The sequence below is a fragment of the Sulfitobacter delicatus genome, assembly GCF_900102535.1.
Taxonomy (GTDB): domain Bacteria; phylum Pseudomonadota; class Alphaproteobacteria; order Rhodobacterales; family Rhodobacteraceae; genus Sulfitobacter; species Sulfitobacter delicatus.
This window is the reverse complement of the sequence record NZ_FNBP01000001.1, coordinates 452,346-471,539: the sequence shown is the minus strand read 5'-3', so window position 1 is coordinate 471,539 and position 19,194 is coordinate 452,346. Positions and strand designations below refer to the sequence as shown.

22 protein-coding genes are annotated in these 19,194 nt (G+C 60.1%); 13 read left to right on the top strand and 9 right to left on the bottom strand.

Annotation, left to right across the window (positions count from 1 at the left end; all coding sequences use genetic code 11):
- The first annotated feature begins 72 nt into the window (after positions 1-72).
- Positions 73-387: a DnaJ family domain-containing protein gene (locus BLS57_RS02405; RefSeq protein ID WP_093738792.1), complete on the top strand. Its 315-nt coding sequence runs from the start codon at positions 73-75 to the stop codon at positions 385-387.
- A gap of 151 nt (positions 388-538) precedes the next feature.
- Here the strand turns inward: BLS57_RS02405 and dalA are convergent, their stop codons facing one another.
- Positions 539-1,036, bottom strand: a complete 498-nt coding sequence (gene dalA / locus BLS57_RS02400; RefSeq protein WP_093738790.1) for a divisome-associated lipoprotein DalA — start codon at positions 1,034-1,036, stop codon at positions 539-541.
- A gap of 169 nt (positions 1,037-1,205) precedes the next feature.
- Between dalA and BLS57_RS02395 the strand changes: the two genes are divergently transcribed.
- A complete protein-coding gene (locus BLS57_RS02395; protein ID WP_093738788.1) occupies positions 1,206-1,817 on the top strand; it encodes a L,D-transpeptidase in 612 nt (203 codons plus the stop codon).
- 141 nt (positions 1,818-1,958) lie between these two features.
- Positions 1,959-2,141 (top strand): hypothetical protein, encoded by a 183-nt coding sequence (locus tag BLS57_RS02390; RefSeq protein ID WP_067261136.1) that lies wholly within the window; start codon positions 1,959-1,961, stop codon positions 2,139-2,141.
- Positions 2,142-2,242: 101 nt separating this feature from the next.
- Here the strand turns inward: BLS57_RS02390 and hemH are convergent, their stop codons facing one another.
- Together hemH and BLS57_RS02380 are read right to left on the bottom strand one after the other, a co-directional pair.
- Complete coding sequence (gene hemH / locus BLS57_RS02385; protein ID WP_093738786.1) at positions 2,243-3,304, bottom strand: ferrochelatase; 1,062 nt, start codon at positions 3,302-3,304, stop codon at positions 2,243-2,245.
- Positions 3,305-3,358: 54 nt separating this feature from the next.
- Positions 3,359-4,177, bottom strand: coding sequence for a class I SAM-dependent methyltransferase (locus BLS57_RS02380; RefSeq protein ID WP_093738784.1), 819 nt, complete (start codon positions 4,175-4,177; stop codon positions 3,359-3,361).
- A 14-nt stretch (positions 4,178-4,191) separates the two neighbouring features.
- Here BLS57_RS02380 and BLS57_RS02375 point away from each other — a divergent pair, with 14 nt between their 5' ends.
- From BLS57_RS02375 to BLS57_RS02360, 4 genes are read left to right on the top strand one after another with little or no spacing between them, the layout of a single operon-like run.
- The gene (locus BLS57_RS02375; protein ID WP_093738782.1) at positions 4,192-4,923 is read left to right on the top strand and encodes a ComF family protein; all 732 of its coding nucleotides are present in this window, start codon (positions 4,192-4,194) and stop codon (positions 4,921-4,923) included.
- A gap of 37 nt (positions 4,924-4,960) precedes the next feature.
- Positions 4,961-5,221, top strand: coding sequence for a glutaredoxin 3 (grxC, locus tag BLS57_RS02370; RefSeq protein ID WP_093738780.1), 261 nt, complete (start codon positions 4,961-4,963; stop codon positions 5,219-5,221).
- Positions 5,218-6,048 carry a carbon-nitrogen hydrolase family protein gene (locus BLS57_RS02365; protein ID WP_093738778.1) on the top strand — a complete coding sequence of 277 codons (831 nt, stop codon included), beginning with the start codon at positions 5,218-5,220 and terminating at the stop codon, positions 6,046-6,048. The genes grxC and BLS57_RS02365 overlap by 4 nt, the downstream gene beginning before the upstream one ends.
- An 11-nt stretch (positions 6,049-6,059) precedes the next feature.
- Positions 6,060-6,500 (top strand): MarR family winged helix-turn-helix transcriptional regulator, encoded by a 441-nt coding sequence (locus BLS57_RS02360; protein ID WP_093738776.1) that lies wholly within the window; start codon positions 6,060-6,062, stop codon positions 6,498-6,500.
- On the opposite strand, the gene ubiG is transcribed toward BLS57_RS02360, so the two are convergent.
- Positions 6,475-7,233 carry a bifunctional 2-polyprenyl-6-hydroxyphenol methylase/3-demethylubiquinol 3-O-methyltransferase UbiG gene (ubiG, locus tag BLS57_RS02355; RefSeq protein WP_093738774.1) on the bottom strand — a complete coding sequence of 253 codons (759 nt, stop codon included), beginning with the start codon at positions 7,231-7,233 and terminating at the stop codon, positions 6,475-6,477. The genes BLS57_RS02360 and ubiG overlap by 26 nt on opposite strands.
- A 48-nt stretch (positions 7,234-7,281) precedes the next feature.
- On the opposite strand from ubiG, the gene pip reads away from it, so the two are divergent.
- The 6 genes from pip to infB all read left to right on the top strand — a co-directional run bounded on the left by pip (position 7,282) and on the right by infB (position 14,591).
- A complete protein-coding gene (gene pip / locus BLS57_RS02350; protein WP_093738772.1) occupies positions 7,282-8,253 on the top strand; it encodes a prolyl aminopeptidase in 972 nt (323 codons plus the stop codon).
- Positions 8,250-9,113, top strand: a complete 864-nt coding sequence (locus tag BLS57_RS02345; protein WP_093738770.1) for an ABC transporter substrate-binding protein — start codon at positions 8,250-8,252, stop codon at positions 9,111-9,113. Before pip ends, BLS57_RS02345 begins: the two co-directional genes overlap by 4 nt.
- Before the next feature lie 149 nt (positions 9,114-9,262).
- The gene (gene rimP / locus BLS57_RS02340; RefSeq protein ID WP_067627882.1) at positions 9,263-9,841 is read left to right on the top strand and encodes a ribosome maturation factor RimP; all 579 of its coding nucleotides are present in this window, start codon (positions 9,263-9,265) and stop codon (positions 9,839-9,841) included.
- Positions 9,841-11,469 (top strand): transcription termination factor NusA, encoded by a 1,629-nt coding sequence (gene nusA / locus BLS57_RS02335; RefSeq protein WP_093738768.1) that lies wholly within the window; start codon positions 9,841-9,843, stop codon positions 11,467-11,469. Before rimP ends, nusA begins: the two co-directional genes overlap by 1 nt.
- Positions 11,470-11,489: 20 nt before the next feature.
- Positions 11,490-12,110, top strand: a complete 621-nt coding sequence (locus BLS57_RS02330) for an RNA-binding protein (RefSeq protein ID WP_093738766.1) — start codon at positions 11,490-11,492, stop codon at positions 12,108-12,110.
- A gap of 9 nt (positions 12,111-12,119) precedes the next feature.
- Positions 12,120-14,591, top strand: coding sequence for a translation initiation factor IF-2 (gene infB, locus BLS57_RS02325; protein ID WP_093738764.1), 2,472 nt, complete (start codon positions 12,120-12,122; stop codon positions 14,589-14,591).
- Positions 14,592-14,601: 10 nt separating this feature from the next.
- Here the strand turns inward: infB and BLS57_RS02320 are convergent, their stop codons facing one another.
- The 5 genes from BLS57_RS02320 to BLS57_RS02300 form a co-directional block, all read right to left on the bottom strand.
- Entirely contained in the window at positions 14,602-15,408 is an 807-nt protein-coding gene (locus BLS57_RS02320) for a metallophosphoesterase family protein (protein ID WP_093738762.1), read from the bottom strand.
- On the bottom strand, positions 15,405-16,322 hold the full coding sequence (locus BLS57_RS02315) for a diacylglycerol/lipid kinase family protein (protein ID WP_093738760.1): 918 nt from the start codon (positions 16,320-16,322) through the stop codon (positions 15,405-15,407). The genes BLS57_RS02320 and BLS57_RS02315 overlap by 4 nt, the downstream gene beginning before the upstream one ends.
- A 335-nt stretch (positions 16,323-16,657) precedes the next feature.
- Positions 16,658-17,056 (bottom strand): (deoxy)nucleoside triphosphate pyrophosphohydrolase, encoded by a 399-nt coding sequence (locus BLS57_RS02310; protein ID WP_093738758.1) that lies wholly within the window; start codon positions 17,054-17,056, stop codon positions 16,658-16,660.
- A gap of 3 nt (positions 17,057-17,059) precedes the next feature.
- Positions 17,060-18,286, bottom strand: coding sequence for a bifunctional glutamate N-acetyltransferase/amino-acid acetyltransferase ArgJ (argJ, locus tag BLS57_RS02305; protein ID WP_093738756.1), 1,227 nt, complete (start codon positions 18,284-18,286; stop codon positions 17,060-17,062).
- Positions 18,287-18,289: 3 nt separating this feature from the next.
- Positions 18,290-19,138, bottom strand: coding sequence for a peptidylprolyl isomerase (locus BLS57_RS02300; protein WP_093738754.1), 849 nt, complete (start codon positions 19,136-19,138; stop codon positions 18,290-18,292).
- Positions 19,139-19,194: the final 56 nt, after the last annotated feature.

Sequence of the window (19,194 nt, the reverse complement as noted above, 5' to 3'; positions counted from 1 at the left end):
ATAATCGGTAGGGCTACCAAGACTGTCTTCGCCTTCCTATATCATGAGCAGAGCTCAATTAAGGAGTATCCAATGGCACATCCATTGAACTCAGCCATCGAGATGGCGATGCAAGCTGCTGAAAAAGCTGATGAGTTTAAGGATCTTCCGGGCGCTGGTAAGCCGCTGGAGTTTCTCTCCAATCCTAAGGACTCGGTGATGGACCGGATTTTAAAGGAAAATCACGCGAAGCCGCTGGCCGTGCAGTTGAAGAGCAAGCTCGCCGACCTTCGCGGCGCGCTGAAGGCCGAGCAGGACGAAGCTGCCCCCAAGGCGCTCATGGAGCGGATCGCCGAGGATCAGTTGAAGCTAGACCTCGAGCTGGAAGCCCTGCGGAAGTACGGCTGATTAAGTGTTTTAGTTAATGGTCATGTCGCGCAAATACCTTAGCCGTCTCTGAGCACAGCTCTGCAACGCACCGAACCAAAAACACAAAAAAACCGGCTGTGAGTGATTTCACCGCCGGTTTTTTTTAGTAGCTCTTAAGGCTTCGCTTCGATCAGTTGCCGACGACCAGCGTCCACCAGATCTTGCCACCGTCTTCCTGATACCAAGAGAAGCCCATCTGACGTCCTTCAGGCGACATCAGGATGCGGCGGGTGTCGGGTTGTTCCATCCAGGCAGCGAGGGTTTCCAACTCGGTCTCATAGGTTTCCGAGATGACTTCGCCCACCAGACCGCCGGTATAGCCCACGCGCTGGATGCGGTCGATCGGGGAGGAACCGTCAGACCCGAAATGCCAGGGGCGGTTTTGTACCGACATATCGCGGGCATGGGTGGCCGCGGCGGCGTTCAGCTTGGAGTCCAGTTCCAATGCCGGTGCACCGGCGGAACTGCGCAGGGCGTTGACCGAATCCAGCATCCGGAACTGGATTTTGCCTGCGTCGCCGCGGCTGATGCGATAGATGTTGCCGGATTTACCGCCGGGGGCCGAAACTGGTGTACAGGCAGCCAACGCCACCGTGAGCGCCAGCAAAATGGACAGGATACGGATCATTTGGAGCGCTCCACGCTGTTAAATTTTTTCTGCCTTACATCGGCTTGCGTTGCAGTTCAAACGCACATCGGCGTGAGTCTGCCAGCGCACGCCGGTTTGAATTGATACTGCGACATTCGGGCCATATAGAGAAAACTTAGCATAATCATCACTCAGTCTGGAGATACCCATGTCCGCTCACCGTTTTTCGATCAAGAGCCGCCGTGGCTTTCTTGCCGGTAGTGCCGCCATGCTCGCCGCCCCGGCCATCGCGCAGGATACGTCGTCGCTCAACTCTGCTGCGACGACCCAAACCGAACGCGACATCACTGAGAGCACCAAGCGCAACCTGTCCAGCTTTCGTATGCTGGATTGGCGCCCCTATTTCAGCAATACCCGCAACGGCGCGATCCTCGTGGATATCGACAGCCGCGCAGTGCATTACTGGTCCGAGGATCAGAGCGTCTATAAGCTCTACCCTTCGTCCGTGCCACTGACCGAAGACCTGACCCGTCGGGGCCGGACCCGTATTATCAAGAAAGTCGAGGGGCCAAGCTGGCGTCCGACGCCTTCGATGCTCAAGCGCAATCCCGAATGGCCGCCCTATGTGGGGCCGGGCCCGGATAACCCGTTGGGCACACACGCTTTGTACCTGAGCTGGACCTATTATCGAATCCACGGCACCCATGACACCAGAAAAATTGGCCGCAAGTCTTCCAATGGTTGCATCGGGCTCTACAATGAACATATCGCGGAACTTTTCGCCTTGTCCAAGGTAGGCACCCAAGTGTTGCTAATTTGACGACATCCCCCTGATTCCTTTGTGCAATAGCTGATTCCGGGTTTGCAAACTTTCGCCTATACTGTTTAGAACGGACTCACGAGGTAAGTCTTGGGCGCGTGTATGTACGTGATACTGCACGCCTATTCTGGAGGTTATGTTATGAAGAAACTCGTTCTCGCCGCTGCTCTGTCCGCTGCTGCATCCACTGCTTTCGCCGGTTCGCTGGCTGAGCCGATTGTTGAAGCACCGGTCATCGTGGAAGAAACAACAGGTTCGTCCTCGGGCATCCTGGTTCCCCTGATCCTGCTGGCCCTGGTTGCCGCAGCTGTTGCTTCCGACTAATCGGAACTGACGATCAAACGAAAAAGGCGGTGCTTGCACCGCCTTTTTTGCGTTTTGGGGGTCGGTTTTGCAGCGGGCCGCCGTTGCGGCCCGAGACCGGCTCATTCGAGCCAGCCTGCCAGATTTTCAGTGATAATGGTCGACAGCGCATCGATATGCGCGTCATCGTCATTGAGGCAGGGAACGTAGGTGAAATCCTCGCCGCCCGCCTCTTCAAAGCTCTCTTTGATCTCTTCGTTAATCTCTTCCAGCGTCTCAATGCAATCGGATGAGAAGGCAGGGGCACAAACCGCGATGCTCCTGTTGCCGGCCTTTGCCTGCCGCGCGACTTCTTCGACCGTATAGGGCTGCAACCATTCCTCAGGGCCGAACTGCGACTGGAACGTTGTCATGATCTCGCTGTCCTGCCAACCGAGCCGCTCCTTGAGCAGTCGCGTCGTTTTCTGACATTGGCAGTGATAGGGGTCGCCCTCCATCAGGTAGCGCTGCGGCAGCCCGTGGTAGGAGCAGATCAGCAAATCGGGCTTTTTATCTTTTGCCGCATAGGCCCGTTCAATGGACTGGGCTAGCGCCTCAATATAGTCAGGCCGGTCGAAATAAGGGGCCACGGTGCGCGCAGCCGGTTGCCATTTTTCCTTTGCCAGCGCGGCAAAGAAGGCGTCATTTGCAGTGGCCGTCGTGGCGCCCGCGTATTGTGGGTAGAGCGGGAAGAACAAAATCTTCTGGCAGCCCGCGGCCACCATCGCTTCGACCTTGGATTTCGTCGAAGGGTTGCCGTAACGCATGGCATAATCGACCATTACATCCGCCCCATAACGCGCCTGCATCGCCGCCTTGATCTTGGCGGTTTGCGCCTTGGTGATCGTTGCCAGCGGGCTTTCGTTCTCGGCTTCATTCCAGATCGATTTATAGGCCGCCCCGCTGGAGAAAGGGCGTTTGGTCAGGATCACCAGTTGCAGCAGGGGCTGCCACTTCCACGGGCTGTAGTCGATCACCCGGCGGTCTGAGAGAAACTCGTTCAGGTAGCGTCGCATGGACCAATAGTCATACCCGTCGGGCGTGCCGAGGTTGGCGAGCAACACGCCGACCTTTGGGCGCGGCACCGCGGGATGCTCGGCAGGGGCGTGGACTGGCTGAACGCGGTCATTCTGATTGGCCTGCATCGGATGTTCCTTGCACATGGGGTTCGCGCAGAAATAGCGGGTCTTCCCTCTGGGTCAATCGGGCAGAGGCTCCTCGCGACTATTCAGCGCATCTGCGAGCCGTTGTTGAGCTGAACCAGGACGTAGCGGTTTAGGCTGGCTCTCGTCCGGTGCCCAGCCCGCGAGGAAGATCAGATCAAAGGTCGCGGTGATGCGGCCCGAGGGCGCGGTAAAGTGGCTGGCATAAAGCTCTGCGGCACGGTTCAAAACCGCGCGTGCGGTGGGACGGCGCAATCGCCCTTGCAGCGCATTCGCCTCACCCATCGCGCGCAGATCGCGCATCAAAGCCCATGCATCGGTATATTCAACGGTCAGCGGCAGGCTGTCGGCCACGGGCAGCGCCAGACCTGCGCGTTGCAGCAGCGCGCCGAGGTCACGAAGTTCGGCCATCGGCGCGATACGGGGCGACATGCCGCCAGTGATCTCGGCTTCGGCCTCACCGAGACAGGCGCGTAACTCGTGCAAGGTCTGCCCGCCGAAGGCCACGGTTTGCAAAAGCCCGTCCGGGCGCAGGGCACGGCGGCATTGGATCAGCTGACCGATCGGGTCATCCGCATAGTGTAGCCCCATCGCGTGAATGACGAGGTCATGGGCTTGTGGGGCCAGATCCAGCACTTCGGCCTCGGGCACGATCGTGGCGTCCGGCAAGAGATCGGACCAGACCTGAGGGAAGGCGGTCACGATGGCGGGTGTCGTAAACGACTTGTTAACCACTTCCAGCCGATCTTTGATCTCGTCCATCGCGGTCTGCTGCAAAAACATGCCCCGCTCCGTCGCGCGTGCGCGGCGATGGGCGAGGGCTGTGGGATCGGTCAGGGAGGGCTGTGTTGTCATGAAGGAACAATAGAATGCTGCCGCCGGGACTTCAAACAGCGGTATCCCTGCTTTACCCCGCCCGCTGCCTTGCCTGCGGGGGGCTTGTAGATGCTGATTTCGGCCTCTGTGGTAGCTGTTGGCGCGATACTTCCTTTATCGGAGGCACGGTTTGCGATGCTTGCGGCGCGCCATTGCCGGGCGGGGGCGATCAGTTGTCACCGCATTGTGATGCCTGCCTGACGACGCCGCGGCCATGGACCCGCGGTCGGGCCGCTGTGCTGTATCGCGATACAGGGCGTAAACTGGTGCTGGCGCTCAAACACGGCGACCGCCAAGAGATCGCGCGCCCGGCAGCGCTTTGGATGGCGCAATCCGCGCAGAATATCATGCCGCCCGATGCTTTGATCGCCCCGGTGCCGCTGCATTGGCTGCGGATGTTAAAGCGGCGCTACAATCAGTCAGCGCTGCTGGCCAAGGCTCTTGCAGCGCAATCGGGTCATATGTGGTGTGCCGACCTTTTGCAGCGCATGCGGCGCACGCCCTCGCTTGATGGGCTGGGGCGAGAAGAGCGCTTTGCCGTGTTGAACCAGTCGATCCGCGTCCACCCGCGAAGGCGGCACCGGTTGATCGGACGGCCCGTGGTTTTGGTGGATGACGTGCTGACCTCTGGTGCTACGTTAACCGCCGCGGCAAAGGCCTGTTTGGATGCAGGCTCCGGGCCGGTTTTCGTCGTTGCACTGGCGCGCGTGGTCAAAGAGACCTAAATCACTCTGCAACGTTAACTGTTGAAAGGGTGACACCATGCAACCTATCGAGATTTACACCTCGCCGCTCTGCGGCTTTTGCCATTCCGCCAAACGCTTGCTGACCCAAAAGGGCGCGGCTTTTGACGAGATCGACGTTCTGTCCGAGCCAGAGCGCAAGAAAGAGATGATCCAACGCGCGGGCGGTGCCCGGACTGTGCCGCAGATTTTTATTGGCGAGGTTCACGTGGGCGGTTGCGACGAGCTTTACGCGCTGGACCGTGCGGGCAAGCTTGATCCACTGCTGCAAGACAGATGAAGACCGCGCTGCTGCAATTGAACGCGTCGGACGATCCGGTCGCTAACCTGCCAGAGACCCTCGCCTATCTGCGCGAGGCTGTGGCGGGCGGGGCCGAATTTGTCCTGACAGCTGAGGTCACCAATTGCGTCAGCACCAGCCGCAGGCACCAGCAAGAGGTGCTGGCCTTCGAGGAAGAGGATGCCACCCTTGCGGCTCTGCGTGAAGAGGCTGCAAAGGCCGGGATCTGGCTGCTGATCGGTTCGCTCGCGCTCAAGACGCGGGACGGGGATGGGCGTTTTGCTAACCGGTCTTTTCTAATCTCACCCGAGGGCGAGATTGTGGCGCGCTACGATAAGATCCATATGTTCGATGTGGATATCAGCGAGACCGAGACTTACCGCGAGTCCGCAGGCTACCGGCCCGGCGACAAGGCCGTGGTCGCTGAAACCACCTTTGCCAAAATCGGCATGTCGGTCTGCTATGACATGCGCTTTCCGGCGTTGTACCAGCAGTTGGCCGAAGCGGGGGCGCAGATACTGACCATGCCCGCAGCTTTCTCGCCCGTCACTGGGGCCGCGCATTGGCACAGCTTGTTGCGCGCACGGGCGATCGAGAACGGCTGCTACGTGCTGGCCCCCGCGCAGACAGGCACCCACGCCAGCGCCGCGCATAGGACCCGCGATACCTATGGGCATTCACTTGTCGTGGCCCCTTGGGGCGAGGTGGTGCTGGATGCAGGTACGGCGCCCGGCGTTTACTTTTGCGATATAGATATGGAAGAGTGCGCCAAAGCCCGCGCCAAGGTTCCAAGCCTTGCCAACCGCCGCCCTTTTGCAGCGCCCTGACCGGACCCGAGATGACCGACGATAAGAATACTCTTGCGATCATGCTGTTCGGTGAATTGCTGGCCGCCGATCAGTCGGTGCGCAGTTGGCTGACGCGCGTTCTGCCGCGGGGAATGGAAATCTCGCATTTTTCGGTGCTAAATTCCCTATCGTGGCATGGCGGAGAACGCTCACCCGCGCAACTGGCCGAGACCTTCAACGTCACGCGCGGCGCGATGACGAACACGCTGAGCAAGCTTGAATGGGCCGGTTATGTGCATATCCGGCCTGATTGGGATGACGCACGGCGCAAGATGGTGGCGATCAGCCCCGCCGGGCGACAAGCGCGCGATGCGGCGGTGAATGCTATTGCGCCGATGATCTCGAACGTCGTGGATGAGCTTGGCGAAGAGCAAGTCCGCGCCACCCTCCCGATCCTGCGCGCGCTTAGGCGTCAGTTGAGCCAGGGTTAAGGCTCGCGGTCACATAGTTCACGCTCAGATCGCGGTCCGAAAGGCGCCACGACCATGCGACGGGGTTAAAGACGAACCCTTTGCGGTCCACAGGCTCCAGCCCGGCGCGGTTTAGCAACTCATAGAGTTCATCAGGGGTGATGAACTTGTTCCAGTCATGTGTCCCTTTGGGCAGCCAGCGCATCACATGTTCCGCGCCGACAATCGCCATCATAAAGGACTTTGGGTTGCGGTTCAGGGTCGAGCAGATGTGGAGCCCGCCAGGTTTCAGCAAACGGCGGCAGGCGGTGAGGTAATCGATGGGCGAGGCAACATGCTCGACAACTTCCATGTTCAACACGACGTCGAATTTCTCCCCCGCTTCGGCCATCGCCTCGGCAGTGGTGTGACGGTAGTCGATCTCAAGCCCCGATTGCTGGGCGTGCACCTGCGCCACCGGGATATTGCCCGCCGCCGCATCCGCGCCGACAACCTCAGCCCCAAGCCGCGCCATCGGCTCGGACAGCAGCCCGCCGCCACAGCCGATGTCGAGGATGCGCAGACCTTTGAACGGCGCGTCGGTCTTCAAGTCTCGGTCAAACTCACCGGCGATCTGGGTGGTGATATAGTCCAATCGGCAGGGGTTCAGCATGTGCAGCGGCTTGAACTTGCCGTTCAAATCCCACCATTCGGCGGCCATGGCTTCGAATTTAGCCACTTCGGCGGGGTCGATGGTGGATTGATCCGCTTGCATTCTGATCTCCCTGTGCTCTTTTGGGTTCAATGACTATATAGGGCGGCAATGGACAAGTATCCCGACCAAAAACGCGCCACGCAGTATCTTTATCCGCCGGTCGAGCCTTTTGATCAGCGCATGCTGTCGGTTGGGCAGGGGCACCAGGTCTATGTCGAGCAATGTGGCAACCCGGATGGGATTCCCGTTGTGGTGCTGCATGGCGGACCGGGCGGCGGGTGCAGCCCGTCGATGCGGCGGTACTTTGATCCTAAGGTTTACCGCGTCGTGCTGTTTGACCAGCGTGGCTGCGGGCGCTCGCGGCCGCATGCGTCGGTGGAGGACAACACGACATGGCATCTGGTTGCTGATATCGAGCTGATTCGCACCACGCTGGGCATCGACAAATGGATGGTGTTTGGTGGCTCATGGGGCGCGACCTTGGCGCTGATCTATGCCCAAGCGCATCCGGAGGCGGTGCGGCATCTGATCCTGCGCGGCGTTTTCCTGATGACGCAGGCCGAGTTGGATTGGTTCTATGGTGGCGGGGCCGGGCGGTTCTGGCCTGAACTTTGGGCACGGTTTGTGAACTTAATTCCCGAGGGTGAGCGCGACGATTTGATTGCTGCCTACCACCGTCGGCTGTTCTCCGGTGATCTGGGGGTAGAGCAGGAATACGGGCGTGCTTGGGCGGCTTGGGAAAACGCCTTGGCCTCGGTGCAATCCGATGGCGTGTCGCATGGGGGCCCCTCGGCCTATGCCCGAGCGTTTTCGCGGTTGGAGAACCACTATTTCACCAACAACGGCTTTCTGGAGTTCGATGGCCAAATCCTCGAACATATGGGCCGTATCGCACATATTCCCGGTGTGATCGTGCAGGGGCGCTATGACATGATTTGCCCGCCCGCGGGTGCCTATGCGCTGGCCGAGCGTTGGCCGAACGCTGATCTGCGGATGATCCGGGACGCGGGCCATGCGCTGTCAGAGCCGGGCATCAGCGCGGAACTGGTGCGGACGATGGATCGGATTGGCCAGCGATGACCGCGCGCAATTCCCTTTTGGATCGCCGGGCGCTCTTTACCACCGGTGCGGCGGCGGCGCTGCTGGCGGCGACAGGTGCGGGCGCGGGGGAGCCGCCACGGCGGGGTGGTCGGCTGCGCCTAGCGCTTTCGGGGGCTTCGCGAGAGGATACGTGGACGGCTGGCGATGGGCTGTTCATGCAGGTGGCGCGGCAGGGGTTGGTTTTCGATACGCTGACCGAAGTGGCGGGCAACGGTATCTTGAAGGGCGAGTTGGCGACAAACTGGCAGGCCAGCGAAGCGGCGCGGCAGTGGGAGTTCGAGTTACGCCGAGATGTGCAGTTTCACGACGGCAGCCCGCTGACGGCGCGCGATGTGGTGGCAAGCCTGCAAACGCTGCTGCCAGATGCGGAGATTTCGGCAAGCGGTCCGCTCCGCGTGCAGTTGCGTTTGGACCATCCCAACCCCGGCCTGCCGCTTTTGCTGTCCGAGTCGCGTTTTGTGATCCGCCCGGCCCATGCGCTCGACGATGGTATCGGGACCGGCCTCTATCGTCTGCGGCGCTTTTCCGCCGGTCGTCAGGTCTTGGCTGAACGGGTCGAGACGCATTACAAGGACGGCACAGCAGGATGGTTTGACGCGGTCGAATTGGTCTCCATCCCAGCGGGCGAGGTTCGGGCGCAGGCGCTGACGGAACAGCTTGTCGATGCAGCGGATTTGCCTGCGCGCCCACGGTTCCGCGACCGCTCGGATGTGACGCTTCTGGCGGATGCAGCGGGCGGCGTCTCGGCGCTTTCAGGGGCCCTGCGCCAGCCGCCAAACCCCGGTCGGCAGCGCGCGATGGACAACCTGCGCGCGCCGGAGCGTTGGTGGTTCGGCTAACAGGGGTTGCGGTTTCGGGCTTTCCGGCCTATATCCCCTCCAACAGCGGCGCGTTCGGGTCCAAACCAAACGCTCCACCGATCTTGAACACGGGCCGCGCGCCCGTTTTTTTATGCCTGAACGAAATTGCCAGATAAATTGGAAGTCTCATGTCGAATGACCTGATTGCCAAAGCCGCCATTGACCGCCGACTGGCCGAGATCATCACACCGGTGATCGAGGACATGGGCTTTGAACTGGTGCGCGTCCGTCTGATGTCGGGCAAATCCACCATCCTGCAAGTCATGGCCGACCGGCCTGACGGCGGGATCGAAGTGGACGAATGCGCCAAGATTTCCCAAGCCATCGGCGCGGTTCTCGATGTCGAGGACCCGATCCTTGACGAATACGCGCTTGAAGTGTCCAGCCCCGGTATCGACCGCCCGCTGACGCGGCTTAAGGATTTCGATGCTTTCGAGGGCTATGAAGCTAAAATTGAAACAACTGAGCTGATCGATGGCCGCCGCCGCTTTAAGGGCGAGCTGGCGGGCGTTGAAGGCGGCGAAGTGCTGATCAACGTCGAAGAAGGCACCATTGGCCTCCAGTTCGACTGGCTGAGCGACGCCAAGCTGGTGCTGACCGACGACCTGATCAAAGAAATGCTGCGGCAGCGCAAAGCGTCCGGCGCGATCGACGAAAACGAATTTGATGATATCGAGACTGAAGAGTCTGCTGAGGGAGACACCTAATGGCCATTACATCTGCAAACCAGCTTGAGCTGTTGCAAACCGCCGAGGCAGTTGCGCGCGAAAAGATGATCGACCCCGGTCTGGTCGTCGAAGCGATGGAAGAATCCCTCGCCCGCGCCGCCAAGTCCCGCTACGGCGCCGAGATGGACATCCGCGTCGACATTGACCGCAAGACCGGCAAGGCGACATTCACCCGCGTCCGTACCGTGGTCGAGGATGAAGAGCTTGAGAACTATCAGGCTGAGTTCACCGTGGAGCAGGCCAAGCAGTATATGGCAGACCCAAAGGTCGGTGACACTTACGTCGAAGAAGTGCCCCCGGTTGAGATGGGCCGGATCGCGGCCCAGTCGGCCAAGCAGGTGATCTTGCAAAAGGTCCGCGAAGCTGAGCGTGACCGCCAGTTCGAAGAGTTCAAAGACCGCGCCGGCACGATCATCAACGGTCTGGTCAAGCGCGAAGAATATGGCAACGTTATCGTCGATGTGGGCGCTGGCGAAGCGATCCTGCGCCGGAACGAGAAGATCGGCCGCGAAAGCTATCGCCCGAACGACCGTATCCGCGTCTACATCAAAGACGTGCGCCGCGAGCAGCGCGGCCCGCAGATTTTCCTGAGCCGCACCGCGCCTGAGTTCATGGCCGAGCTGTTCAAGATGGAAGTGCCGGAGATTTATGACGGCATCATCGAGATCAAAGCCGTCGCCCGTGACCCCGGTTCGCGTGCCAAGATCGCTGTGATTTCGCATGACGGTTCCATCGACCCCGTCGGTGCCTGTGTTGGTATGCGCGGCAGCCGCGTGCAGGCCGTTGTGAACGAACTTCAGGGCGAAAAGATCGACATCATTCCGTGGAATGAAGACCAGCCAACCTTCCTCGTGAACGCGCTCCAGCCTGCTGAAGTGTCGAAAGTGGTTCTGGACGAAGAGGCCGGCAAGATCGAAGTCGTCGTGCCCGAAGAGCAGCTGTCGCTCGCGATTGGCCGTCGTGGTCAAAACGTGCGCTTGGCGAGCCAGCTCACCGGTCTCGACATCGACATCATGACCGAAGAGCAGGAAAGCCAGCGCCGTCAGGCCGAGTTTGAACTGCGCACCAAGCTGTTCATGGACAACCTTGATCTGGACGAATTCTTTGCCCAGCTTTTGGTTTCCGAAGGATTCACCAATCTCGAAGAAGTGGCTTACGTCGAAGTCGACGAACTGCTGGTCATCGACGGTGTGGACGAAGACACCGCTGGCGAGTTGCAGGCCCGTGCCCGCGATGTGCTCGAAGCGCAGAACAAAGCCGCGCTGGACAACGCCCGTGCGCTCGGTGTCGAAGACAGCCTGGTTGAATTTGAGGGTCTGACCCCCCAAATGATAGAAGCGCTGGCCAAAGACGACGTCAAAACGCTCGAAGACTTCGCGACCTGTGCGGATTGGGAACTGGCCGGTGGCTGGACAACCGTGAACGGCGAGCGGGTCAAAGACGATGGCGCGCTTGAGCCTTTCGAGATCACTCTCGAAGAGGCGCAAACCATGATCATGACCGCCCGCGTCATGCTGGGCTGGGTCGATCCGACCGAGCTTGAAGGCGATGCGGACGAAGACGACGCAGAAACAGACGGCGAGAACGCCGAGGAGGCCGAGGCCTAATCGGGCCTCGGGGGTTGCACATGGGACGCGGTGGCGCTTCGAATGACCAGCAGACTGGTCCAGAACGTAAGTGCATTGCCACGGGCGACGTGCAGCCAAAGCACGGGTTGATCCGCTTTGTGATCGGCCCGGACAATCAGGTTTACCCAGATATTTTGGGTAAACTGCCGGGCCGGGGCATCTATGTCTCGGCAGACCGCGCCGCGCTGGAAACTGCGGTAAAGAAAAAGGCCTTTGCTCGGTCGGCAAAACAGCCGGTCACGCTGCCAGAAGGGTTGATCGACGAAGTCGAGCAACAATTGGCGCGCCGGGTGGTGGACTTGATCTCGCTCCAGCGCAAGGCAGGCAAGGCGGTCGCTGGCTACGAAAAGGTCAAAGGTTGGTTGCAAACCGAAGAGGCCGAAGTATTGATACAGGCCGTAGACGGGTCAGGGCGCGGTAAGTCCAAGCTGAGCACCCCTCATTACGGTCACTACATCGGTTGGTTAACCGCCGATGAATTGGGTTTGGCATTCGGTCGCCAAACTGTGATACATGGGGCGCTCGCCTCTGGCGGACTCACGCAACGTGTTGTAGAGGAAGCCGGACGACTTAAAGGCGTGCGCGTAAACGAGGGTGGCAGCGGCCATCCGAAAGGATAGACGAGCTTCATGAGCGATAGTGACGGCAAGAAAACATTGGGTCTGCGCGGCGGCGCACGTCCGGGGAATGTAAAGCAAAGCTTTAGCCACGGGCGGACCAAGAACGTTGTGGTCGAAACCAAGCGCAAGCGTGTTGTGGTGCCCAAGCCGGGTGGCCAGAAACCAACCGGGCCGGGTGCCGGGCCGATTGGCGATCCCAAGAAGCGCCCCGCAGGCATCACCGATGCCGAGATGGAGCGTCGTCTGAAGGCCGTGCAGGCCGCCAAAGCCCGCGAGGTTGAGGAAGCTGCCGCACGTGAGGCCGAGGAAAAGGCCCGCGCCGAAGAGCGTGAGCGCCGCCGGGCCGAGATCGAAGCCAAAGAACGCGAAGAGCGTGAGCGCGAGGAAAGCCTCAAGGCCAAGGCCGAGGAAGATGCGCGCCGCAAGGCAGAGAAGGCCGAGGCCGAAGCGGCTGCAGTCGCGCCTGCTGAGCCTGCCGCCGTGCGTGAGCAGAGCAACAAGCCTTTGCCCGCCGCGACGCCGCGCAAGACTGAGCGTGACCGCGACGACACCAAGAAGCGTAGCAAGGGTGGCGACAGCCGTCGCTCCGGCAAGCTGACCGTGAATCAGGCCCTCGCCGGTGGCGAAGGTGGCCGTCAGCGGTCCATGGCGCAGATGAAGCGTAAGCAAGAGCGTGCGCGTCAAAAAGCGATGGGTGGTCAGGTTGAGCGCGAGAAGATTGTGCGCAATGTCAATCTGCCCCCGGCGATTGTCGTGTCCGAGCTTGCCAACCGCATGGCCGAAAAGACTGGCGCTGTCGTTAAAGCGCTGATGCAGAACGGCATGATGGTGACTCAGAACGAAACCATCGACGCGGATACTGCGGAACTCATCATCGAAGAGTTCGGCCACAAGGTTGTGCGTGTCAGCGACTCTGACGTCGAAGATGTCATTAAAGAGATCGAAGACAAGCCCGAAGACCTGCAAGGTCGACCCCCGGTCATCACGATCATGGGCCACGTCGACCACGGCAAAACATCGCTGCTCGACGCGATCCGGAATGCGAAAGTGGTTGCTGGCGAAGCCGGTGGCATCACCCAGCACATCGGTGCCTATCAGGTCACGACCGACAATGGTGCGGTACTGTCCTTCCTCGACACCCCTGGCCACGCGGCCTTTACCTCCATGCGTTCGCGCGGGGCTCAGGTAACGGACATCGTGGTTCTGGTGGTTGCGGCGGATGACGCTGTGATGCCGCAGACGATTGAGGCGATTGCCCACGCGAAAGCGGCCAAAGTGCCGATGATCGTGGCGATCAACAAAATCGATAAGCCTGCTGCGAACCCCGATAAAGTCCGTACAGACTTGCTGCAGCACGAAGTCATCGTCGAAAAGATGTCCGGTGATGTGCAGGACGTCGAAGTTTCGGCGGCGACCGGCCAAGGTCTCGACGAATTACTCGAAGCGATTGCACTGCAGTCCGAGATCCTCGAACTCAAGGCGAACCCCGATCGGGCCGCTGTCGGTGCGGTGATCGAAGCGCAGCTTGACGTGGGTCGCGGCCCTGTTGCGACTGTTCTGGTTCAGAACGGCACGCTGCGTCAGGGTGATATCTTTGTTGTGGGTGAGCAGTACGGTAAAGTCCGTGCGCTGATCAACGACCAAGGCGAGCGCGTCAAAGAAGCTGGCCCATCCGTGCCGGTTGAGGTGCTTGGCATCAACGGCACGCCAGAGGCCGGTGACGTCTTGAACGTGACCGAAACAGAAGCGCAGGCCCGCGAGATCGCAGAATACCGCGCCAACGCCGCCAAGGACAAACGTGCCGCTGCCGGTGCTGCCACGACGCTGGAACAGCTCATGGCCAATGCCAAGGCAAACGAAGACGTCAGCGAGCTGCCGATCTTGGTCAAAGCCGACGTGCAGGGCTCTGCCGAAGCGATCGTTCAGGCGATGGAGAAAATCGGCAACGACGAAGTCCGCGTTCGGGTTCTGCACTCTGGTGTGGGCGCGATCACCGAGACGGATGTCGGCCTTGCCGAAGCCTCCGGCGCACCGATCATGGGCTTCAACGTCCGTGCCAATGCCTCGGCGCGGAACACGGCCAACCAAAAGGGTGTCGAGATCCGCTATTACTCGGTCATCTATGACTTGGTTGACGATGTGAAAGCCGCGGCGTCTGGCTTGCTCAGCAACGAGATCAAAGAGAACTTTATCGGGTATGCGAATATCAAAGAAGTCTTCAAGGTCACGGGCGTCGGCAAGGTTGCGGGCTGCTTGGTTACCGAAGGTGTGGCACGCCGCTCCGCCGGTGTGCGTCTGCTGCGCGACAACGTGGTGATCCACGAAGGCACGCTCAAGACGCTCAAGCGCTTTAAGGACGAAGTGCCCGAAGTGCAGTCCGGTCAGGAATGCGGCATGGCGTTTGAGAATTACGAGGACATCCGCCCTGACGATGTGATCGAAATCTTCGAGCGCGAAGAAGTGACCCGCACGCTGGCCTAAGCCACGGCGCTTACAAAATGAATTCTCCAGAGGCCCGGTCGAAATGCCGGGCCTCTGCTTTTGTGAACTGCCCTTTGGTATCGTCGTAAGTGATCCGCGCCACATCGAGTTGGAGCGGCGATACATCGATCAGATTGAAATCATTCGGCTCGCCCCGCTGTCGCGACGATAGGCTTGTGCCCGCATGCAATTGGATGGCCCGATGCCCCTCCTGATCCGCGGCGACATGGGCAAAGGTGCCTGCGTGCCAGATATGCAAATGTCCGGAGAGGATGAGGTCCGCCCCGCAGTTCAGCAACCGACGCAAGGCACGCCGCGCGCCGGGGATCGGACGTTTTTTGGTGGTGTTGGGATGGTCCAGCGGGTGATGACAAACGGCAATGCGCAAGGCCGCTTCCGGACCAGCAGATAGCGCGTTGCAAGCCCGGCGCAGGCGGCGGGCGCTGAGGCGTCCAGTCTGCCATTTGAACCGATCTACGGTGTTTATTCCCACAGCTATATAATCGCCGCTTTGGTGCACTGGGGTTAGATTGCGCGCAATCCAATGCCTGTAATAGCGCCAGGGCGCGAAGAACCGCGTGAAGGGGCGGTGAAACGGGATATCGTGGTTTCCCGGCACGCAGAGCACCGGCGCGCTCACCCGGTCAATGAAGGCCCGGGCGGCCCGGTACTCCTTTTCCCGCGCTCGCTGGGTCAGGTCGCCGGAGATGATCACCAGATCCGGGGCATACCCGTTTACGGCGTCGAGCAGGGGAACGATCAGGTCCGGTCGATCCTTGCCGAAATGAAGGTCGGATAGGTGAATGAGCCGGCTCATCTGACACCCTCCTTCGCCTCTTCAGGAACGAAGATCCGCAAGGGCGCGGTGGCGCGGCTAAGTCGGTACGGCCCCTGCATGACCGAAATCTCGCCGTCCCGTGCCACCGAGCGCTTCTTACGGCCGATGTGGATTTCAATCTCTTTGCCACAGAGCATTTCATAATCGGTCTTGGGCCGGGCAAAGCCGGTCGCCAGAGCAATGGCATGGCGTAACAGGCCAAAGCGGTAAGTATCCGGCGCGACCAGAAGAACCATATCCCCGCGCGCGATACAGTCCTGCCCGTCGAGTCCCATCTGATCGAGTTGAAAGGCGTTGTTCACGGCGAAGACAAGCGGCGTGCGTATCCGCCGTTCAACGCCATCGACGGCGATTGTGAGCTTGAGCGTGGTGCGGAATGTGATCAAGGCTTTAAGAACGGACCAATAGGCCGCAATCCGGCTTCGCCCCCAGCGGCGATAGATCCCTTCGCGCGTCTTTAGGATGGCCGGATAGGCACCAATGCTCGCGTTGTTAAGAAAAGTTTGACTATTGATCGTGGCGACGTGAACCGCGCGGCTATGCCCCCCTGCGATGACATCAACGGCCTGCTGTAGATCGTCCGGTATCTCCATCGAACGGGCGAAGTAATTAAAGGTGCCTTGAGGGATGACACCAAGCGAACGATCTTGCCCGATCATCACGGAAGTCACACCTGAGATCGTACCGTCACCGCCTGCGACAGCGATGATCCCACTTTCAGCTGCAAGCGCACGCCTGGTCGCGGCCTGTGGGGTGGTAGACTTGTCGATACGGATAAATTCGGCAACGATGTCGTGCCGCGCAAAGGCGCTGCGAATGGCGGCTTCGGCGTGGTCGCCGTTCTGACGGCCTGAACCACGGTTCAGGATCACGGTGGCGCGTTCGACTGACATAATTTCCCCTGCCGTTGGTCAGGGTGAAACGCTGGCAGGCGCGATTTGTTCATATGTCTGACGTGGAAACGGTAAATATAGTCAGCAGACTGAGTTAGACAGGGCGACCCTCAAAGATCTTTCCATCAACCGAGACCGCCATTCGTCCGCCAGCGAGGGTTCGCACGAAGATTCCTTGGACGTAGATACAACTTCCGATAGTGATAGTCCGTAGCATGTCGGCATCCTTTCAGCAGTTCAGATATTGAATCTGCCTCAAAATGATGCGGTAGCGGTTAATAAAATATCAATATGCTGATTTATCCGAAATATCAGTGTATTTTTGCAACGTTAGCTTAAAGCCAGTCGCGCAAAATCGGGATCAACGGCACATCCGCTGCAGGCATCGGATAGTCGCGCATTTGGTTCGGTCGTACCCATTTCAGGGTCTGTCCTTCCCGCGACATCGGCGCGCCTCCCCATTTGCGACAGGCAAAAAGCGGCATCAGCAGGTGAAATTCATCGTAACTGTGGCTGGCAAAGGTTAGAGGTGCGAGGCAGGATTCCCACGTCTCAATACCCAGTTCTTCGTGCAACTCGCGGATAAGTGCGGCTTCCGGGGTCTCGCCTGCCTCAATTTTTCCGCCGGGGAATTCCCATAGCCCAGCCATGGATTTGCCTTCGGGGCGCTGCGCGAGCAGCACCCTCCCGTCGATATCGATCAGGGCGACAGCAGATACGAGAACGGTCTTCATCGCTTAGGACCGATAATCGGCGTTAATGTCGATATAGCCGTGTGTCAGGTCGCAGGTCCAAACGGTGCAGGTTCCTTCGCCCAGCCCCAGGTCGACGCCGATGACGATATTTTCGCCCTGCATATGCGCGGCTGCGGCCTCTTCGGAGTAATCCGGGCTGCGCCATCCGTCGCGGGCGACTTCGACATCGCCAAAGCGGATCGACAGGCGGTCACGGTCGGCGGCTGCGCCCGACTTGCCGATGGCCATGACAACACGGCCCCAGTTCGGGTCTTCGCCGGCAATTGCTGTTTTGATCAGAGGGGAGTTGGCAATCGCGAGGGCGTGCGTCTTGGCGTCGTCGTCATTGCTCGCCCCGGTCACGGCGATCTCAACAAATTTGCTGGCGCCTTCGCCGTCCTTGACCACCTGATGGGCCAGATCGAGCATTACGCCGCGCAGCGCCGCGTCGAAGTCCTCGTTATCCGAAACATCGACCCCGGAGGCGCCCGTGGCGGCCATGATAAGCGCGTCGGACGTGGAGGTGTCGCTGTCCACGGTGATGCAGTTGAATGTGCTCTCCGTGTGGGTCGACAGCCGGTGCTGAAGCTTGTCCTGATCGATCTGCGCGTCGGTAAAGATATAGACCAGCATCGTGGCCATGTCGGGGGCGATCATCCCCGAACCCTTCGCGATGCCGGCGATAGAAACGGTCCTACCGTCAACTTCCACAGTGGCGCTGGCGCCTTTGGGAAAGGTATCGGTCGTCATGATCGCCTTGGCCGCATCTGCGATGCCTGATGGGCTCAGGCTTGCGTGCAGCTCGCCAAGGGCGTCGGTAATGCGCTCATGCGGCAGCGGCTCCCCGATCACCCCGGTGGAAGAGGTAAAGACCCGGGCCTGCGGTACGCCGCAAACCTCGGCAGCGGCGGCGGTGATGGCCTCTACGGCGTCGATGCCGCCCCGTCCGGTAAAGGCATTGGCATTGCCGGAGTTCACCACGATGGCAGCGCCTTCATTTGAGGCGCCGCCGATTTTTGCCTGGCAGTCCAGCACCGGGGCCGCGCGGGTGGCGGAGCGGGTGAACGCTCCGGCCACAGCACTGCCCGGTGCCAGCTTTGCCAACATCACATCCGTGCGGCCCTGATAGCGGACCCCGGCTGCGATGGTGGCAAATGTCACGCCGTCAATGACCGGCAGATCGGGAAAACGGGCCGGGGCGAGCGGCGAGACAGCCAGTGATTTACCCATGGGTCAGTTCAGCCATTCGGTGTTCTTGAGGATGGAAGGGTCGATGCCTTCGGCACCGCTGCGGTCTACATCAGCCTCTTCGGTCAAGCCTTCGATAGCTTCTTGCACTTTGGTCTGGCGGACTTGGGTTTCCAGTTCCTCGCGCACGTCGGCAAGCTCGGGCGCGTCAGTCGTGCGGGTTTCATTGAGCTTGATGACATGCCAGCCGAACTGCGTTTCGACCGGATCGGAGACAGCACCGGCTTCCATGCCTGCGACGGCTTCTTCGAACTCAGGCACCATCATGCCGGGGCCAAACCAACCGAGCGAACCGCCACCGGGGCCGGAGGGGCCGGTCGATTTTTCCCGCGCGACTTCGGCAAAGTCGGCACCGCCGTCGATCTCTTCTTTGATGGCTTTGGCTTCTTCTTCAGTCTCGACAAGGATATGCGAGGCGTTGAATTCCTGACCGGGCTCGGCGTCTTTGTACTGCGCGTCATAGGCTGCTTGCAGTTCTTCCTCGCTCACCGCTTCGGCCATGATGCCTTCAACGGCTTCGCCGGCGGTCAGCGAGCGGGTTTCGTTTTCGATCGAAAGGGTGACGCGCGGCGGCAACTCACCGGTAAAGCTGTCGGCCAGCGCTGTTTGCTGCACCAACTGGTCAAGGATGCCTTTGAACAGCACCTCGTCGGGCAGCTGCTGGTATTGCTGGGGCAGGGTGGCGCGGGCCACCATCATGTGCCCGAGGGTGATCTCAGTGTCGTTGACCGTGGCAACAACCGTGTCGACACCCGGTTCGTCCTGCGCGGCCACAGGAAGGGCCACCGCGGCGGCAAGCGCCAAAGACGACAGAAAAGTGAGGGGTTTTTGCATGGTTGGGTCCAATCGCTTCGTTCGTAGCAAGGCTGCTACATTGACAGTGTATGGCA

Excerpts from the sequence above, each read along its gene's own strand:
- BLS57_RS02405 (WP_093738792.1), top strand. The coding sequence starts at position 73 with ATGGCACATCCATTGAACTCAGCCATCGAGATGGCGATGCAAGCTGCT.
- dalA (WP_093738790.1), bottom strand. The coding sequence starts at position 1,036 with ATGATCCGTATCCTGTCCATTTTGCTGGCGCTCACGGTGGCGTTGGCT.
- BLS57_RS02395 (WP_093738788.1), top strand. The coding sequence starts at position 1,206 with ATGTCCGCTCACCGTTTTTCGATCAAGAGCCGCCGTGGCTTTCTTGCC.
- BLS57_RS02390 (WP_067261136.1), top strand. The coding sequence starts at position 1,959 with ATGAAGAAACTCGTTCTCGCCGCTGCTCTGTCCGCTGCTGCATCCACT.
- hemH (WP_093738786.1), bottom strand. The coding sequence starts at position 3,304 with ATGCAGGCCAATCAGAATGACCGCGTTCAGCCAGTCCACGCCCCTGCC.
- BLS57_RS02380 (WP_093738784.1), bottom strand. The coding sequence starts at position 4,177 with ATGACAACACAGCCCTCCCTGACCGATCCCACAGCCCTCGCCCATCGC.
- BLS57_RS02375 (WP_093738782.1), top strand. The coding sequence starts at position 4,192 with ATGCTGCCGCCGGGACTTCAAACAGCGGTATCCCTGCTTTACCCCGCC.
- grxC (WP_093738780.1), top strand. The coding sequence starts at position 4,961 with ATGCAACCTATCGAGATTTACACCTCGCCGCTCTGCGGCTTTTGCCAT.
- BLS57_RS02365 (WP_093738778.1), top strand. The coding sequence starts at position 5,218 with ATGAAGACCGCGCTGCTGCAATTGAACGCGTCGGACGATCCGGTCGCT.
- BLS57_RS02360 (WP_093738776.1), top strand. The coding sequence starts at position 6,060 with ATGACCGACGATAAGAATACTCTTGCGATCATGCTGTTCGGTGAATTG.
- ubiG (WP_093738774.1), bottom strand. The coding sequence starts at position 7,233 with ATGCAAGCGGATCAATCCACCATCGACCCCGCCGAAGTGGCTAAATTC.
- pip (WP_093738772.1), top strand. The coding sequence starts at position 7,282 with ATGGACAAGTATCCCGACCAAAAACGCGCCACGCAGTATCTTTATCCG.
- BLS57_RS02345 (WP_093738770.1), top strand. The coding sequence starts at position 8,250 with ATGACCGCGCGCAATTCCCTTTTGGATCGCCGGGCGCTCTTTACCACC.
- rimP (WP_067627882.1), top strand. The coding sequence starts at position 9,263 with ATGTCGAATGACCTGATTGCCAAAGCCGCCATTGACCGCCGACTGGCC.
- nusA (WP_093738768.1), top strand. The coding sequence starts at position 9,841 with ATGGCCATTACATCTGCAAACCAGCTTGAGCTGTTGCAAACCGCCGAG.
- BLS57_RS02330 (WP_093738766.1), top strand. The coding sequence starts at position 11,490 with ATGGGACGCGGTGGCGCTTCGAATGACCAGCAGACTGGTCCAGAACGT.
- infB (WP_093738764.1), top strand. The coding sequence starts at position 12,120 with ATGAGCGATAGTGACGGCAAGAAAACATTGGGTCTGCGCGGCGGCGCA.
- BLS57_RS02320 (WP_093738762.1), bottom strand. The coding sequence starts at position 15,408 with ATGAGCCGGCTCATTCACCTATCCGACCTTCATTTCGGCAAGGATCGA.
- BLS57_RS02315 (WP_093738760.1), bottom strand. The coding sequence starts at position 16,322 with ATGTCAGTCGAACGCGCCACCGTGATCCTGAACCGTGGTTCAGGCCGT.
- BLS57_RS02310 (WP_093738758.1), bottom strand. The coding sequence starts at position 17,056 with ATGAAGACCGTTCTCGTATCTGCTGTCGCCCTGATCGATATCGACGGG.
- argJ (WP_093738756.1), bottom strand. The coding sequence starts at position 18,286 with ATGGGTAAATCACTGGCTGTCTCGCCGCTCGCCCCGGCCCGTTTTCCC.
- BLS57_RS02300 (WP_093738754.1), bottom strand. The coding sequence starts at position 19,138 with ATGCAAAAACCCCTCACTTTTCTGTCGTCTTTGGCGCTTGCCGCCGCG.